Source organism: Pseudomonas sp. NFACC32-1 (genome assembly GCF_900101215.1).
GTDB lineage: Bacteria > Pseudomonadota > Gammaproteobacteria > Pseudomonadales > Pseudomonadaceae > Aquipseudomonas.
Genome location: NZ_FMUL01000006.1, coordinates 156,323 through 171,337, shown reverse-complemented (window position 1 = coordinate 171,337; position 15,015 = coordinate 156,323). Strand labels below are relative to the sequence as shown.

Sequence of the window (15,015 nt, the reverse complement as noted above, 5' to 3'; positions counted from 1 at the left end):
ATTTCCCAATGGCTTTAATCGCTCGAGCCCGAAACAAGCGCAAGCCGGTCGCCGAGATGAACGTGGTGCCCTACATCGACGTGATGCTGGTGCTGCTGGTCATCTTCATGGTGACCGCGCCGATGCTCAACCAGGGGGTGAAGGTCGATCTGCCCAAGGTTTCCAGCGAAGCCTTGCCGCAGGACAACAACACCCAGGTGCTGACCATTTCGATCAAGGCTGACAAGACCTACTACTGGAACCTTGGCAGCGAAGTCGACACCGAGAAGCAGCAGGACCGGGCCATGACCTTGCCGCAGATGACCGATGCGGTGACCAAGATCATTCGCGTCGGCAACGATGCCGGCAAGCGTACCCAGGTCTTCATTCGCGGCGACAAGACCGTCGACTATGGTGCCGTGATGGGCGCCATGGGTGGTCTGCAGAAAGCCGGAGTCGGTAATGTTGGCTTAATCACTGAGGCGCCCTGATGCAGCAACAGCGAGAGCCATCCGCCTCGGAAAGCTACTTCTGGCCCAGCGTCTGGGCGATTGGCCTGCATGTGCTGGTGTTCGGCATGCTGTTCGTCAGTTTCTCCATGACCCCGGAGCTGCCGCCGGCCAAGCCGATCGTGCAGGCGACCCTGTACCAGCTCAAGTCCAAGAGCCAGGCCACCACGCAGACCAACCAGAAGATTGCCGGCGAGGCGAAGAAGTCTGCCGCGCGCCAGACCGAAGTCGAGCAGATGGAGCAGAAAAAGGTCGAGCAGGAAGCGATAAGGGCCGCGGAACAAAAGAAAGAGGAAGCTGCTCAAAAGGCCGAAGAAGCGAAGAAGGCCGACGAGGCCAAGAAAGCTGACGAGGCCAGGAAAGCCGACGAGGCGAAGAAAGCCGCCGAGGCCAAGAAGGCAGAAGAGAAACAATTGGCTGATATAGCCAAGAAGAAAGCCGAAGAAGAAGCCAAGAAAGCCGCGGAAGAAGAGGCCAAGAAAGCGGCCGCTGAAGAGGCGAAGAAGAAGATCGTCGAGGACGCGAAGAAGAAAGCGGCCGAAGACGCCAAGAAGAAAGCTGAAGCTGAAGAGGCGAAAAAGAAAATCGCCGAAGACGCGAAGAAGAAAGCCGCCGCCGACGCCGCCAAGAAAAAGGCCCAGGACGCAGCGCGTAAATCCGCCGAAGAGAAAAAGGCCCAGGCCCTGGCAGATTTGCTTTCCGACACGCCGGAGCGCCAGCAGGCCTTGGCCGATGAGCAGGGCGATGAAGTCGCCGGCAGTTTCGATGATCTGATTCGTGCCCGGGCGGCGGAAGGCTGGGCTCGTCCACCTTCGGCGCGTCAAGGCATGACGGTGGTATTGCAGATTGGCATGTTGCCTGATGGCACGGTGGCCTCGGTCAGCGTGGCCAAGTCCAGCGGTGACGGGCCTTTCGATGCTTCGGCGGTTGCAGCGGTCAAGAACATTGGACGATTGACGGAAATGCAAGGAATGAAGCCGAGCGATTTCGCTCCGTATCGTTCATTCAAGATGACATTCACACCTGAGGATCTAGCCTTGTGAGAAACCTTCTTCGAGGAATGCTTGTCGTTATCTGCTGCCTGGCAGGGATAGCGGTGGCAGAGGAAAAGAACATTCTGGTCACCAGCGGCAGCGATCGGGCCACCCCGATCGCCGTCGTACCGTTCGGCTGGCAGGGCGGTAGCGTCCTGCCAGACGACATGGCGGAAATCATCGGCAATGACCTGCGTAACTCGGGTTACTACGCGCCGATTCCGAAACAGAACATGATCAGCCTGCCGACCCAGGCCAGCGAAGTCATCTACCGTGACTGGAAGGCCCTGGGCGCCCAGTACATCATGGTTGGCAGCATTGTGCCGGCCGGTGGCCGACTGCAAGTGCAGTACGCCCTGTTCAACGTCGCCACCGAGCAGCAAGTGCTGACCGGCAGCGTGTCGGGCAGTGTCGATCAACTGCGCGACATGGCGCACTACATCTCCGATCAGTCGTTCGAGAAACTCACCGGCATCAAGGGTGCGTTCTCTACCCGCATGCTCTACGTGACGGCCGAGCGCTTTTCCGAGAAGAACACCCGCTACACCCTGCAGCGTTCCGACTACGATGGCGCTCGCGCCGTGACCCTGCTGCAATCGCGCGAGCCGATCCTGTCTCCGCGTTTCGCGCCCGATGGCAAGCGCATCGCCTATGTGTCGTTCGAGCAGAAGCGTCCGCGCATCTTCATCCAGCACATCGACACCGGTCGTCGTGAGCAGATCACCAATTTCGAAGGCCTGAACGGGGCGCCGGCCTGGTCGCCGGATGGCAGCCGCCTGGCGTTCGTGCTGTCCAAGGACGGCAACCCGGACATCTACGTGATGAACCTGGCTTCGCGATCGATCTCCCGCGTCACCAGTGGCCCGGGCATCAATACCGAGCCGTTCTGGGGCAAGGATGGTTCGACCATCTACTTCACCTCCGACCGCGGCGGCAAGCCACAGATCTACAAGACCAGCGCCGGTGGCGGCGGTGCAGAACGCGTGACGTTCGTGGGTAACTACAACGCCAACCCTAAACTGTCGGCGGATGAAAAGACCCTGGTGATGATCCATCGCCAGGATGGCTTCACCAATTTCAAGGTGGCGGCTCAGGATTTGCAGCGCGGTAGCGTAAAAATCCTCACTGATAGCACTCTGGACGAGTCGCCTACTGTTGCGCCCAACGGCACCATGGTAATCTACGCCACCCGCCAGCAGGGCCGGGGAGTCCTGATGCTCGTGTCCATTAACGGACGCGTGAGGCTCCCGCTTCCTACCGCTCAAGGCGAAGTCAGAGAACCGTCCTGGTCCCCTTACCTGAACTGACGCGGCGCAATACGTTTTACTTAACACACTGGGGTTCATTAGGAGTTTCACGATGGAAATGCTGAAGTTTGGTAAATTTGCTGCGCTGGCTCTGGCCATGGCTGTAGCTGTAGGTTGCTCGTCCAAAGGCGGCGACAACGCCGGTGAAGGTGCTGTTGATCCAAACGCTGGTTACGGCGCAAACACTGGTGCAGTTGACGGCTCCCTGAGCGAAGAAGCTGCTCTGCGCGCAATCACCACCTTCTACTTCGAATACGACAGCTCGGACCTGAAGCCAGAAGCCATGCGCGCTCTGGACGTTCACGCCAAGGACCTGAAAGCCAACGGCAACCGCGTTACCCTGGAAGGCAACACCGACGAACGTGGTACTCGTGAGTACAACATGGCTCTGGGCGAGCGTCGTGCGAAAGCCGTTCAGCGCTACCTGGTACTGCAAGGTGTTTCCCCAGCTCAGCTGGAACTGGTTTCCTACGGCGAAGAGCGTCCAGTTGCTACCGGCAACGACGAGCAGTCCTGGGCTCAAAACCGTCGCGTCGAACTGCGTAAGTAATTCGTCATGCGAACGTGCCGTCGTGCTGTAACTGTTCTGGCTCTCAGCCTCGCGCCGCTTGCGGCGTGGGCTGCGGTTCCTGTGGTCGATAACGATTCCGGCTATAACAATAGCGGGAGCAGTTATCCGCCTGCGGGTTACGGTACGAACGGCGCCTATGCCGGGGGAGGGGTTTCGGCCCCTGTCTCGGCACAGGGCGAGCTGTTCAACCAACTGCAGCAAATGCAGGATCAGATATCACGCCAGCAAGGCGCGATTGAAGTGCTGCAAAACGAAGTATCGCGCATGAAGCAGGAAAACCTGGAACGTTACCAGGATCTTGATCGGCGCATAGGAACCGGTGTTGCACCTGCCGCGACTCCTGAGAATTCTCCAGCCGGTGGCGACTTGAATGCCCCCGGTGCAGCTGCAGGCGCGGGGGCAACCGCTCCAGCACCTGCCGCCGGCGGTGAGCCGGCTGATCCGGCGAAGGAAAAGCTCTATTACGACGCTGCCTTCGACCTGATCAAGGCCAAGGATTTCGACAAGGCCAGCCAGGCCTTCGGCGCTTTCCTGCGCAAATACCCCAACAGCCAATACGCGGGCAACGCCCAGTACTGGCTGGGTGAAGTGAACTTGGCAAAGGGTGACCTGCAAGGCGCCGGACAGGCGTTCGCCAAGGTCTCCCAGTTGTACCCAAAGCATGCCAAGGTCCCGGATTCGCTATACAAGCTTGCTGATGTTGAACGTCGCCTCGGCCATACCGACAAGGTCAAGGGGATCCTGCAACAGGTGGTGGCCCAGTACCCGGGCACATCCGCCGCTCAGTTGGCTCAGCGTGACTTGCAGCGGATGTAGACCTGCCAGCTTTTGAAGAAACCCGCGCCTGTCGCGGGTTTTTTCGTTAGAATTCACGCCCTTTTCATGAAACACGCTTTTTGGGGCCCGCGCGTTGGCGGGGTTCCTTGAAGTGCCTGACGGAGGCGGACGGCCTGTTTAGCTGTTACGCCCGTGGCGACTATGCAAGACACATTGAGAATCACCGAAGTTTTTTACTCGTTGCAGGGTGAAACGCGAACGGCCGGGCTGCCCACTGTATTCGTGCGGCTCACCGGTTGTCCGTTGCGCTGCCAATACTGCGACAGTGCCTACGCTTTCAGCGGCGGCACTCTGCGAACCCTCGACGATATCCTTGAGCAAGTGGCCGGTTATCGTCCGCGCTATGTCTGCGTTACGGGCGGCGAGCCGCTGGCGCAACCCAATGCCATTCCCTTGATCAAACGGCTGTGTGATGCCGGTTACGAGGTCTCGCTGGAAACCAGCGGCGCTTTGGATATCTCGGCGGTCGATACGCGGGTCAGTCGCGTCCTGGACCTGAAAACCCCAGGCTCCAAGGAGGCGCATCGCAACCGTTACGAAAACATCGAGCTGCTGACACGCAACGATCAGGTCAAGTTCGTGATCTGCTCGCGTGAGGATTACGACTGGGCTGTGTCCAAGCTCATTCAGTACGGGCTCGACCAGCGAGCGGGGGAGGTATTGTTTTCCCCCAGCCATCACGACTTGAACGCTCGCGATCTGGCGGATTGGGTAGTGGCAGATAACCTGCCGGTGCGCCTGCAATTGCAGCTGCATAAATATCTTTGGAACGACGAGCCGGGGCGCTGATATGACAGAGCAATCGAACACAGTGGAAAAACGTGCGGTCATCCTGTTGTCCGGCGGCCTGGATTCGGCAACGGTCGTGGCGATGGCCCGCGCCGAAGGCTACCGTTGCTATACCATGAGCTTCGACTACGGTCAGCGCCATCGTGCTGAACTGCTAGCCGCCGAGCGGGTAGCCCGTGATCTGGGCGTGGTGGAACACAAGGTGATCGGCCTGAACCTCAACGGCATTGGCGGCTCGGCGTTGACCGACAGTTCTATCGATGTCCCTGAAGCCCCGAGCGAAGGCATACCGGTGACGTACGTACCTGCACGCAACACGGTATTCCTGTCGCTGGCGTTGGGTTGGGCTGAAGTGCTGGGGGCGCGGGACATTTTCATCGGCGTCAACGCGGTGGATTATTCCGGATACCCGGATTGCCGCCCGGAATTCGTCGAGGCTTTTGAGCGCATGGCCAACCTGGCGACCAAAGCCGGTGTGGAAGGCCAGGGCTTTCGCATCCAGGCGCCACTGCAAAATCTGAGCAAGGCGCAAATTGTCCAGGCAGGTGTGAAGCTGGGCGTGGATTATGGACTGACCGTTTCCTGCTATCAGGCGGACGATCAGGGCCGTGCCTGTGGTAAATGCGACAGCTGCCGCTTGCGCGCCGAAGGCTTCGCAGCGGCGGGCGTGAGCGATCCAACCCCTTATTTTTGATTTTTTTCAAATTAGGTGTTGAATAGTCCTTAGAAATCAGTATTATACGCGCCACCACGAAGCGGGTCGTTAGCTCAGTTGGTAGAGCAGTTGGCTTTTAACCAATTGGTCGTAGGTTCGAATCCTACACGACCCACCATATTCAGCAGTTTTAAAAGTCTGGAAGGCCCACGAAAGTGAGGATTTCCGGATTTTTTTTTGCCTGTAGAAAACTCACTGGCCCGGAGCCGCGAGACGAACCGCGGCTCCGGGCTGGAATCAGAGCAGGCCATCCTCTGCGCAGATTTTCACGATCTGCTCGCGAAACCAGACGTTGGCGCTGTCCTGGCCTGGTTTCTCGCTCCACATCATATCCAGCGTGAAATTCGGCAAGCCGGTCGGTGCCTTGCGATGGCTGAACCTGTCTTCGTCGCAGGTCAGGGCCTGGATGCGTCGGGGCAGGGTCAGTACGAATTCGGTCCCGGTGATCATGTTCAACGCCGCCACATAGCTGTTGGCCCGAGCGACGATCTGTCGGCTATAGCCCTGTCGGGCGAGCCAGCCATCGATCATGTTGGTGTCGGAGGTCCAGGGCGTCGGAAAGACGTGTTGGCAAGCGACGAACGCTTCCAGGCTGAACGCCTCCTGCGGGAAGTCAAAATTCTTATCGATCACGCAGACCAGTTCATCTTCCAGTAATACTTGCGAGCGCAGCCCCTTGGCACCGCGATGAAAGTTGGGGCCGAAACAAACGACCAGATCGAAACGACCATCCATTAGTTCCTCGGCGGGAATATCTTTATGGAATTTCGTTATATTGATAATTATGGGAAAGTGGCTGCCAATAAAACGCTTGACCAGTTTGGGTAGAATCAATAACTCGAAGTATTCCGGCGCACAAATATTGAAAGTTATTTCATTCTGCATGGGGTCGAAGGTTTGCAGGCCTGAGTGGCAGGTATTTATCGTCTGCAGAATCTTGACGATATGGCTGTACATGGCATTGGCTTTGTTTGTTGGCCGCATGCCACTACGGGTATTAATGAACAACTCATCTTCGAAGCTGGTACGCAGCTTCTTCAGGCAGTAACTCACGGTGGACTGGCTGACACACAGGGCTTCGGAGACTTCGGTAACGCTGCTCTGCTCATACACCGCGACGAACACCATCAAGTCCTGCATGTCCAGCTTTCTAAGCAAATTGCTATTGAGCATAAGGTCCTTCTCGACACAATCCATGGGCTAGCGTGCTTTGTTTTTATGACAAAGGCATTTATTTATATATTAGCGGAAGCAATTTATTTTTTAAATGGCTTGTAGGAATTTTCTTAAATATGCTCGCCTCGCTTTTTTTAGAAATCCTGCACAAGGACGGAGGAGGACGAAATGCAAATACGTGTCGCTGAAACTCAAACACCGTTATGGGTGCAAGCCACTGAAGTAGTAAAAGAGAAGTTTCGAAGTTCTTATTCGGCATCCGTTGAACCGAACCCACAATACTTTGCGGTCACTCAGGATCAGGCTGATCGCATTCTTGCATGTGCCGGTATTACGTTTGCGGACCACCGCATTCTGTTTTCCGAGCAATACCTGACACAACCGATCGATGAAATCCTGTCCGAGCGTTTCGAAAAAACGATCGAGCGTTCGAATATTGTCGAGATCGGTAACCTGATTTCCCATCACCTTACGGCAGGAATGATTCTCGTTAATATGATTCCGCTGTTGTCCTGGTGCATGGGTGGGCATTACCTGTTGTGCACGGTTACGCCCCGCGTTCGGCAAATGATGGAAAGTTGCCAGATCGATTTCGAGCCGTTGCTGACCGCAGATCCCAACCGTCTGGCCGACGACGGCGGCAAGAACTGGGGAACCTATTATTCCAAGCTGCCGGTGACCGGTTTCATCCGGGTCGATCCGAAGCGTTCCCGTTTCGCGGCCATGACCCTCAATACCTCGTTCACTCAACTGCCCAGCGACTCCCTGGCGAGGGCGCAACCATGAGTGGCGGATTCATCGATCAATTGAAGCAGGCGTTGCACAGCGATCCCCAGGCCATTTGCGCGGTCGACTGGACGTCGGCCACCGAACGGGTGGAACTGACCTATGGCGAGCTGGAGCACCGGGCGCTGAACCTGGCGGCTGAGCTGCAACTGCGCTTCGCCAGCCCGGCCCATGGCGACCACGTGGTATTGGGGATCGCGACCCGTAACAGCAGCGATTGGCTGGTAGCCGACCTGGCCTGTCTGTTCGCCGGGATCACCGCGCTGCCGCTGCCCCTGGCGTTCAGTCAATCCCAGGCCGAACACCTGGCCGAGCGCTGTGACGGCTTTCTGGTGGACGCTGCCGGGCAGCGGACATTGGCGCAACGCTGGAAGCTGAATTTTCCCGACAGCCGCCTGCGGCGCCTGAACGAGCCGGTGATCGAGCAGCCATTGCTGCATGCGCCGGAGGGTGATCGCGACTGGATCTGCAAGATCATTCATACGTCGGGCACCACCAGCCGGCCTAAAGGCGTGCGCTTGAGCACCCAGGCTGTCGGTGCGGTACTGGCGTCGCTGCGCGAGCGCATGCCGGTCGGTGCCCATCGTCGTTACCTATCGCTGGTGCCGCTGAGTCTGCTGCTTGAACAGGTCACCGCCGCCTACCTGCCGCTGCTGGCCGGTGGAACCGTGCATTTCCTGCCCCCGAGCGAAGCATTGCTCGGCGAACCCGGCGCTTCGCCACAACGTCTGGTCGACTGGATCCTGCAAGTCCAGCCAACGGCCCTGACGGTGCCGCCGGTCATGGTCAATCGTTTCCTCGAGCAACTGAACGACGGCGGCGAGCCGGGCGAGCGGCTGGGGCGTTACCTCAAGTCCGGTGCACATATCACCTGCGGTGGCGCGGCGGTGAGCATCGATGCACTGCGCGACCTGGCCGAGCAGGGTATCGAGGTGTACCAGGGCTATGGGCTGTCCGAGAACGCTTCGGTGGTCAGTGTGAACACCCGCGAACAGCAACGCCTGGGCAGCGTCGGCAAGCCGCTTCCCCATGTCCAGGTGCGCATCGGCGCCGACCAGACCATCGAGGTCAAGAGCAGCTCGCTGTTCAGCGGTTATTCGGGGACCGACCCCAGCGCATGCTCCATGTCTGGCGACGGCTGGATGGACACCGGTGACTTGGGGATGCTCGACGAAGACGGCTATCTCTATGTACACGGACGCAAGAAGAACGTGATCTGCCTGCCCAACGGCCGCAACGTCAGCCCAGAACAGGTCGAGCTGGAGTACCGCAAATACCCGGGCGTGCACGATGCCGCAGTGTTTTTCGACGAGCAGCACGGTCTGGTGGCGTTGTTGTGCGTCGAGTCGGCACCGCCCAGCGATGAGCTGGTGGCCTGGTCGAGCGGGCGTTTTTCCGATATCGAGCGGCCGAACCGGCTCTGGTTGTTGACCAAGGACGATCCGCTGATCGAGCAGCTCTACACCGTTACCGGCCGGCCGAAACGCGCCGATATCGCCACTGTTTTTTCCACTCTGCAAGGGAACGCATCCAATGAGCACACCTGCCTTTCACTTTGAAAACCCGGACGTCTCCATCGTCGACGCCCATCACTTCGCCAGCCTGGGCAAGGCTGAGCTGTACGAGCTGCTGGGGCACTACGGTGTCGTGCTGTTTCGCAACTGCATCCACAGCGCCGAGGACTTCAGCGCCTACGTCAAGCGCAACAGCTCCCGTTTGAGCCTGGATCCGGCCCGGGTCATGGTTGGCGGTGCGGCACAGTTGGTGGATGCCGGGCGCCAGGCTGTAGGGCTGCACTGCGAAAATGGCAACTCGCCGTTCTGGCCGGACATGACCTGGTTCTATTGCCAGGAAGCGCCGCGCAAGGGCTCGCAAACCACGATATGCGACGGTGAGAAGGTACTGGCGAAACTGTCCCCGGCCTGCCGCAGCTTTTTCGAAGAAAACCCGATTCGCTACAGCCGCACCGTGGCGGGGGAAAAGTGGCGCCGTCTGGTCTGCCATTACTCGCCGACCTTGTCGGACCCGGCGGCCGTGGTCATCGATGATCTGCTGCAGATCATCGGCGATGATCCGCAAACCCTGATTTCCTTCAACCCCTCCGACGATTCGATCCACTACGCCTTCAGCACCTCGGCGATCCTCACTTCCGCCTTCAGCCAGCGCCCGGCCTTTGCCAACAGCATCCTGGGACCGTCGTTCAATTACGAAGCGCCGGTGATCGACACGGTGAGCGGGCAGGCGATTCCTGCCCAGTTCCTGGCCGAGATCGCCGAAGTATCGGCCCAGTACACCGTTGCGGTGGGCTGGCGCGACCATGACGTGGTGATGATCGATAACCGTCGGGTCATGCACGGCCGTGAAACCATCGTCGACGACCGTCGGCGCATTTTCAACGCCCTGAGCTATCGCTGAGAGGTCCCATGAAAAACGATAACTATATTATTGGCGGGCAGTACGAGACCTACCTGGATGGCGAGGGCCGGCAGATCATCGACCTGACCGGCGGGTTCGGTTTCCAGGTGCCGGCGGTGATCGAGGCGGTGACTGGTCAGGCGCAGGTCATGGGCCTGTCCAATCGGGTGCTGATGTCCGAACCGCTGATTGCCTTGTGCCGCCGCCTGGCGGAGTTGCTGCCGGAGCCGTTGGTCAGTTCCTATGTGTGCAGCTCCGGTGACGAAGCCTTCGAAGGCGCTCTGAAGCTGTGCAAGGGCCTCAAGCCCAAGGGCAACACCATCGTGTTCGTCCAGGGCGGCGATTACGGCTCGCTGACTTACGGGCGTTGCCTCAATGCCACGCAGGGCGATCTGCCGGCGCAGGGTTTCCTGGGCTTCAAGCGGGTGGCCATTCGTCACCTTGCCGATCTGGACACGGTGGATTGGAGCGATTGCTTCGCGGTATGCCACAGCAACACCCGTCTCGATGCGAACGGTCGACTGCAGATGCTCGAGCCGGCGCTGGTCGAGCGCTTGCACGCCCGCGCGGCGCAGGCAACGGTACCGGTCATCGCCGTCGATACCCAGAGCTGCCTTGGCAGCCTGGGTACGCTGTTCGGTTTCCAGCGCTATCGCGCCGTGCCGGACATCGTCGTGCTAGGCGGTGCCCTGGGCGGCAGTGCGATCCCCATCGGCACCTATACCTGCAGCGAGCGCATGGCCTGGCAGGTCTACGGCCGCAGCAGCCCAGCCAAGCACGGCAGCACCACGGCCGGTAACCCAATGGCCTGCGTGGCGGCCCTGACCGCACTCGACTACGTGCAAAGCCACGACTCGCCCCGGCAATGCCAGGAGAACGGTCAGCGACTGGCACAGACCCTGGCGTCATTCGGTGCCGTGGCCGAAGGCGCCTGGGTCAGCCTGCCGCTGACCGACGACCTGCAACCGAGCGCGGTGTGCGAGGCGCTCTATGAAAAAGGCGTCTATGTCAGCGTTCCTCGCGGTCGCGAGTTGATCCTGCGTTGCCCGATCACCGCTCGTCCCGAACATATCCAACGTGCCGCAAACATCATCAAGGAGACGCTGAGCCATGTCCTTACTCAGGCCGCATGAACAACTGCTGGACGATTGCCAGCGGCACTGGAGCGCATCGGCAGCCAAGCTGTATCGCCTGGGCAAGACCACGGTCGAACAGGAAACCGATGGCATCCATGTCACCGACCACAACGGCAAGCGCTTCATCGACTGCGCATGCAGCTATGGGGTGTTCATCGTCGGGCACCGCAACCCGATGGTGCGCGAGCAGGTGCAGGCGCAGTTGAACCAACTGGCCTGGGTGCCGGAAGGCCGGCGCCATCCGCTGCAGGACAAATTGTCCGAGCGCCTGTGCCAGTTGGTGCCGGGGGAGTGGGGCGACGTGCAGTACATGGTGTCCGGCGCCGAAGCGGTGGAACAGAGCCTGCGCTATGCGATGCGGATCCAGCCGCATCGGCGCGGGATCGTGGTGATGAGTGGCTCCTACCACGGCAAGACGCTGGCGGCGATGAGCATTCTCGGCCAGCGCCAGAACCACAGCAGCTATGGCATCGACTCCCCGGAGGTCACCTGCGTGCCCTATGGCGATTTCGCCGCCCTGCAAAAAGCCGTGGGCGAGGGCGTGTGCGCCGTGTACGTCGAGCCGATCCTGGGCGGCGCACACCTGCAGGTACCTCCGGTGGGCTATATGGCCAACCTGCGGGCCTTGTGCGATGCCACCGGCACCCTGCTGGTGGCGGATGAAATCCAGACCGGTTTCGGTCGCTGCGGCAAATGGTTCGCCGTGCAGTATGACGACGTGGTGCCTGACATCATGATCCTCTCCAAGGGCCTAACCGGCGGCTACACCTCTTTCGCCTGTGCCATGTACAGCCAGCGCCTGGCCACTCAGTACCCGCTCAGCGAGATCGAGCCCGATACGCGTACCAATGGCGGGCACCCGGTGGCATGCGCTTCGGCGCTCGCGGCCATCGATTACATTGAACAGCACAACCTGGTGGAGCAGTCGCGGGTCAACGGCGGCTTGCTGCGTCATGGCCTGCAGCGCCTGGCGCTGCGTTATCCGCACATCGTCGAGGACGTGCCGGGTGTGGGCCTGATGACTGGCCTGCGTCTGCGCGGCTCGGTCTATGAAGCCCTGATGAGCATGGAACTGGGCAAGCGCGGTATTCATGCCGGGCATTCGATGAACGAGAAGGCCGAGCGCCCGGTGTTGCGCTTCTATCCGCCGCTGAACATTTCCTCCGACGCATTGCGTCATGTCCTGACGATGGTCGAAGAAGCCCTGGCCGCCATTGACCGACGCCCGGCGCTGGCGGTCAAGGCGTTCTCCCTGGTGGTGCGCAACATGTATCAGTTGCCCAACAAGTGGCTGCGCAGCAAGGAGGCGTCGTGAGCATGTTCAACCCCGATACGCTGACCTTGAGGGAAATGGCCGGCCTGCTGCGACGGGGCGTGCTGACCAGCGTCACGTTGCTGGAGTTCTACCTGCAGCGCATCGCCGAGCGTAACCGGCAGATCAATGCATTGATCCAGCTGGCTCCGGTGGAGGAACTGCGCCGCCAGGCGCGGGAGGCTGACGAAATGGCCCGCGTCGGGCAGATCAGCGGCCCGCTGCACGGCATTCCCATCACCATCAAGGATGTCCTTCATGTCCGCGGGTTCAAGATGTCCCGCGGGCTGGAGGAACTGCTGGGCGAGCCCAGCCAGCAGGACGCGACGGCCGTGGCCCGGCTTCGGCAGGCCGGCGCGATCATCCTGGGCATCAGCAACGTGCCCGAGCTGTGCATGGCCTTCGAAACCGAGAACCTGATCTATGGCCGCACCCTCAACCCCCACGACCTGCAACGCTCCGCCGGCGGCAGCAGTGGAGGGGAGGCGGCAGCCATCGCCGCCGGCTGCTCGCCGGCCGGCCTGGCATCCGATGCTTGCGGCAGTGTGCGCATTCCGGCCCATTTCAATGGCATCTGCGGCCTGAAGCTGACCCAGGGCCGGGTTCCGCTGACCGGCCAGTTCCCCAACGACCGCTCCGGGCTGTTCCACATGACTTCGGCCTTTGGCGTGATGGGGCGTTATGTGGATGACCTTGCCCTGCTCGGGCCGTTGATCAGCGGCGCCGACGGACATGATCCGGACACCGTCGATGTACCGTTCGCCGAAAGCGAGCCGCTGGCCAGCCTGCGCGTCGCGCTGTTCTCGGAGTCCAGCCGGACCCCGGTCAGCGCGGCGGTAAGCCAGGTGCTGCGACAGGTCGAGCGGTGCCTGGGCACGGTGGTGGCGCAAGTGAGCCCGGTGGCTCCGCCGATGCTCGAGGAGGCCTGCGATGTGCTGTGGCGGGTGTTCATCACCGGCGCCGACGCCGGGCGCGGCTGGCGGCAATTGTTCGACTCGATGAGCAAGCGTCGCTTCACACCGGCCATCGCCCAGTTGCTGGACATGAGCGAAACCGTGGAACTGACCGTGGATGAAGTCAAGCGCGACTGGATCGCGATCGACACGTTCCGCTATCAGCTGGCGAAGTTCTTCAAGCAGCATGACCTGTTCATCTGCCCGGTATTCCCGGACGTCGCGTTCCGGCATGGGGAGTCCCTGCAGGACCGCGATCGCTACGCCTTCGTCTTCCCGTTCAGCCTCAGCGGTTCGCCGGCGGTGGTGATCCGCGCCGGCACCGATCCCGTCACCGCAATGCCCATCGGCATCCAGATCGTCGGGCCCCACTGGCAGGAAGAGCGGTTGTTGGCGGTCGCGGCTTTCCTTGAACGGGAGCTGGAGCGCTGGAGCCCGGTTTCACCTACAGGCTCGGTATGATCGTACCGGCCTGGGACGATTTCAGGCCGTAACGGTTCTCGTGTTACGGCTTGAAATCACCAGCGCCAGCATCCCCGCACCCACCAGCGCAGCGCCGATGATCTCCAGGGCCATCGGTTGCTGCCTGAACCAGAACCAGTTGAGCAGCGTCACGAACAGCGTGTTGAGGTACACGTAGGAAATCACCGTTGACGGTGCGATCACCCCGATGGCCCGGTGCAACAGCCAGAACGTGGCGAGAGTGCCGAACAGCGCCAGGTAGACCAGCCAGCCAATATCCAGCGTCGACAGTTGCAAGCCGCTGCGCCAGCCGCCACTGAACAGGCAGAACACCAAGAGAAACAGCGAGCCGAACAGCATGTTCCAGAACGTCATCGCCACCGGATCCCGCCCTTGCAGTGCATTGGCCTTGAACCGCTGGCTGAGGGGCGAGTACAACGCCATCGCCAGGCAACCGGCACCAAAGACCAGCACCGGGTAGAGCGCGGGCATCTGCCCCGGCGCGGACCCCTTGAGTGTCAGCAACACCGCCCCGGCCGCCGCGATCAGCATGGGTAGCAAACGGCTCTTGAGGCTCGGGCTGGGCAACAGGAAAACTTCGAAGAACAACGTCATCAACGGCACCAGCGTGTACAACGTCGCCGTGTTGACCGCTGAGGTATAGCGCAATGCCTCGAAGAGCGAACCGAAGTAGGTCGCCAGTAGCAGGCCGAGCACGGCATGGGCCAGCAATCCCCTGGCGGTGATGGGCGAGGTGTTTTTCAACAGCAGCGGCGGCAGGAACATCAGGGCGGAAAACAGCAGCCGCAGGCCGGTAAGCAGAATCGGATCGATGGTCTGGCTGACCTGGGCCGCCGCGAAGAAGGACGAGGCGATCAGCATCGCCCAAATGAGCATGCCCCAGTGAGCGGCCGCAAAACCGACGTTTTTCATCAAGGTCTTATTCCTGTGTGTGCGTACTGGAATGTCATGATGGGCAAGTCCGTCGGCCGGTCATGGGTAAGGTTCGACAAAGACAGGGCCGCATTCATTGC

At 60.3% G+C, this 15,015-nt stretch carries 15 protein-coding genes and 1 tRNA gene; 14 read left to right on the top strand and 2 right to left on the bottom strand.

Going from position 1 to position 15,015, the window contains the following annotated elements; genetic code table 11:
• The first annotated feature begins 17 nt into the window (after positions 1-17).
• The 8 genes from tolR to BLP99_RS12270 all read left to right on the top strand — a co-directional run bounded on the left by tolR (position 18) and on the right by BLP99_RS12270 (position 5,859).
• Entirely contained in the window at positions 18-470 is a 453-nt protein-coding gene (gene tolR, locus BLP99_RS12305; protein ID WP_161796096.1) for a protein TolR, read from the top strand.
• Positions 470-1,531, top strand: coding sequence for a cell envelope integrity protein TolA (tolA, locus tag BLP99_RS12300; protein ID WP_072395121.1), 1,062 nt, complete (start codon positions 470-472; stop codon positions 1,529-1,531). Before tolR ends, tolA begins: the two co-directional genes overlap by 1 nt.
• Entirely contained in the window at positions 1,528-2,829 is a 1,302-nt protein-coding gene (gene tolB / locus BLP99_RS12295) for a Tol-Pal system beta propeller repeat protein TolB (protein ID WP_092180389.1), read from the top strand. The genes tolA and tolB overlap by 4 nt, the downstream gene beginning before the upstream one ends.
• 52 nt (positions 2,830-2,881) lie before the next feature.
• Positions 2,882-3,379, top strand: coding sequence for a peptidoglycan-associated lipoprotein Pal (gene pal / locus BLP99_RS12290; RefSeq protein WP_072395117.1), 498 nt, complete (start codon positions 2,882-2,884; stop codon positions 3,377-3,379).
• 6 nt (positions 3,380-3,385) lie between these two features.
• On the top strand, positions 3,386-4,216 hold the full coding sequence (ybgF, locus tag BLP99_RS12285; protein ID WP_072395116.1) for a tol-pal system protein YbgF: 831 nt from the start codon (positions 3,386-3,388) through the stop codon (positions 4,214-4,216).
• A gap of 162 nt (positions 4,217-4,378) precedes the next feature.
• A complete protein-coding gene (gene queE / locus BLP99_RS12280; RefSeq protein ID WP_072395115.1) occupies positions 4,379-5,026 on the top strand; it encodes a 7-carboxy-7-deazaguanine synthase QueE in 648 nt (215 codons plus the stop codon).
• A 1-nt stretch (position 5,027) separates the two neighbouring features.
• Positions 5,028-5,720 carry a 7-cyano-7-deazaguanine synthase QueC gene (gene queC, locus BLP99_RS12275; protein ID WP_072431879.1) on the top strand — a complete coding sequence of 231 codons (693 nt, stop codon included), beginning with the start codon at positions 5,028-5,030 and terminating at the stop codon, positions 5,718-5,720.
• A 63-nt stretch (positions 5,721-5,783) separates the two neighbouring features.
• A tRNA-Lys gene (locus BLP99_RS12270) sits at positions 5,784-5,859 on the top strand.
• A gap of 119 nt (positions 5,860-5,978) precedes the next feature.
• Here BLP99_RS12270 and BLP99_RS12265 read toward each other — a convergent pair.
• Positions 5,979-6,914, bottom strand: a complete 936-nt coding sequence (locus BLP99_RS12265) for a LysR family transcriptional regulator (protein WP_072431878.1) — start codon at positions 6,912-6,914, stop codon at positions 5,979-5,981.
• 171 nt (positions 6,915-7,085) lie between these two features.
• On the opposite strand from BLP99_RS12265, the gene BLP99_RS12260 reads away from it, so the two are divergent.
• Genes BLP99_RS12260 through BLP99_RS12235 form a run of 6 tightly spaced genes read left to right on the top strand, consistent with a single transcriptional unit; the run spans position 7,086 to position 13,981 of the window.
• Positions 7,086-7,703 (top strand): thermostable hemolysin, encoded by a 618-nt coding sequence (locus BLP99_RS12260; RefSeq protein WP_072395101.1) that lies wholly within the window; start codon positions 7,086-7,088, stop codon positions 7,701-7,703.
• Entirely contained in the window at positions 7,700-9,262 is a 1,563-nt protein-coding gene (locus BLP99_RS12255; protein ID WP_072395099.1) for an AMP-binding protein, read from the top strand. The genes BLP99_RS12260 and BLP99_RS12255 overlap by 4 nt, the downstream gene beginning before the upstream one ends.
• Complete coding sequence (locus tag BLP99_RS12250) at positions 9,237-10,118, top strand: TauD/TfdA family dioxygenase (protein WP_072395097.1); 882 nt, start codon at positions 9,237-9,239, stop codon at positions 10,116-10,118. Before BLP99_RS12255 ends, BLP99_RS12250 begins: the two co-directional genes overlap by 26 nt.
• 8 nt (positions 10,119-10,126) lie before the next feature.
• Positions 10,127-11,251 (top strand): aminotransferase class III-fold pyridoxal phosphate-dependent enzyme, encoded by a 1,125-nt coding sequence (locus BLP99_RS12245; protein WP_072395095.1) that lies wholly within the window; start codon positions 10,127-10,129, stop codon positions 11,249-11,251.
• Positions 11,229-12,569, top strand: a complete 1,341-nt coding sequence (locus tag BLP99_RS12240; RefSeq protein WP_072395093.1) for an aspartate aminotransferase family protein — start codon at positions 11,229-11,231, stop codon at positions 12,567-12,569. Before BLP99_RS12245 ends, BLP99_RS12240 begins: the two co-directional genes overlap by 23 nt.
• A 2-nt stretch (positions 12,570-12,571) precedes the next feature.
• Positions 12,572-13,981 carry an amidase gene (locus BLP99_RS12235; RefSeq protein ID WP_072395091.1) on the top strand — a complete coding sequence of 470 codons (1,410 nt, stop codon included), beginning with the start codon at positions 12,572-12,574 and terminating at the stop codon, positions 13,979-13,981.
• A gap of 21 nt (positions 13,982-14,002) precedes the next feature.
• On the opposite strand, the gene BLP99_RS12230 is transcribed toward BLP99_RS12235, so the two are convergent.
• The gene (locus BLP99_RS12230; RefSeq protein WP_072395089.1) at positions 14,003-14,914 is read right to left on the bottom strand and encodes a DMT family transporter; all 912 of its coding nucleotides are present in this window, start codon (positions 14,912-14,914) and stop codon (positions 14,003-14,005) included.
• Positions 14,915-15,015: the final 101 nt, after the last annotated feature.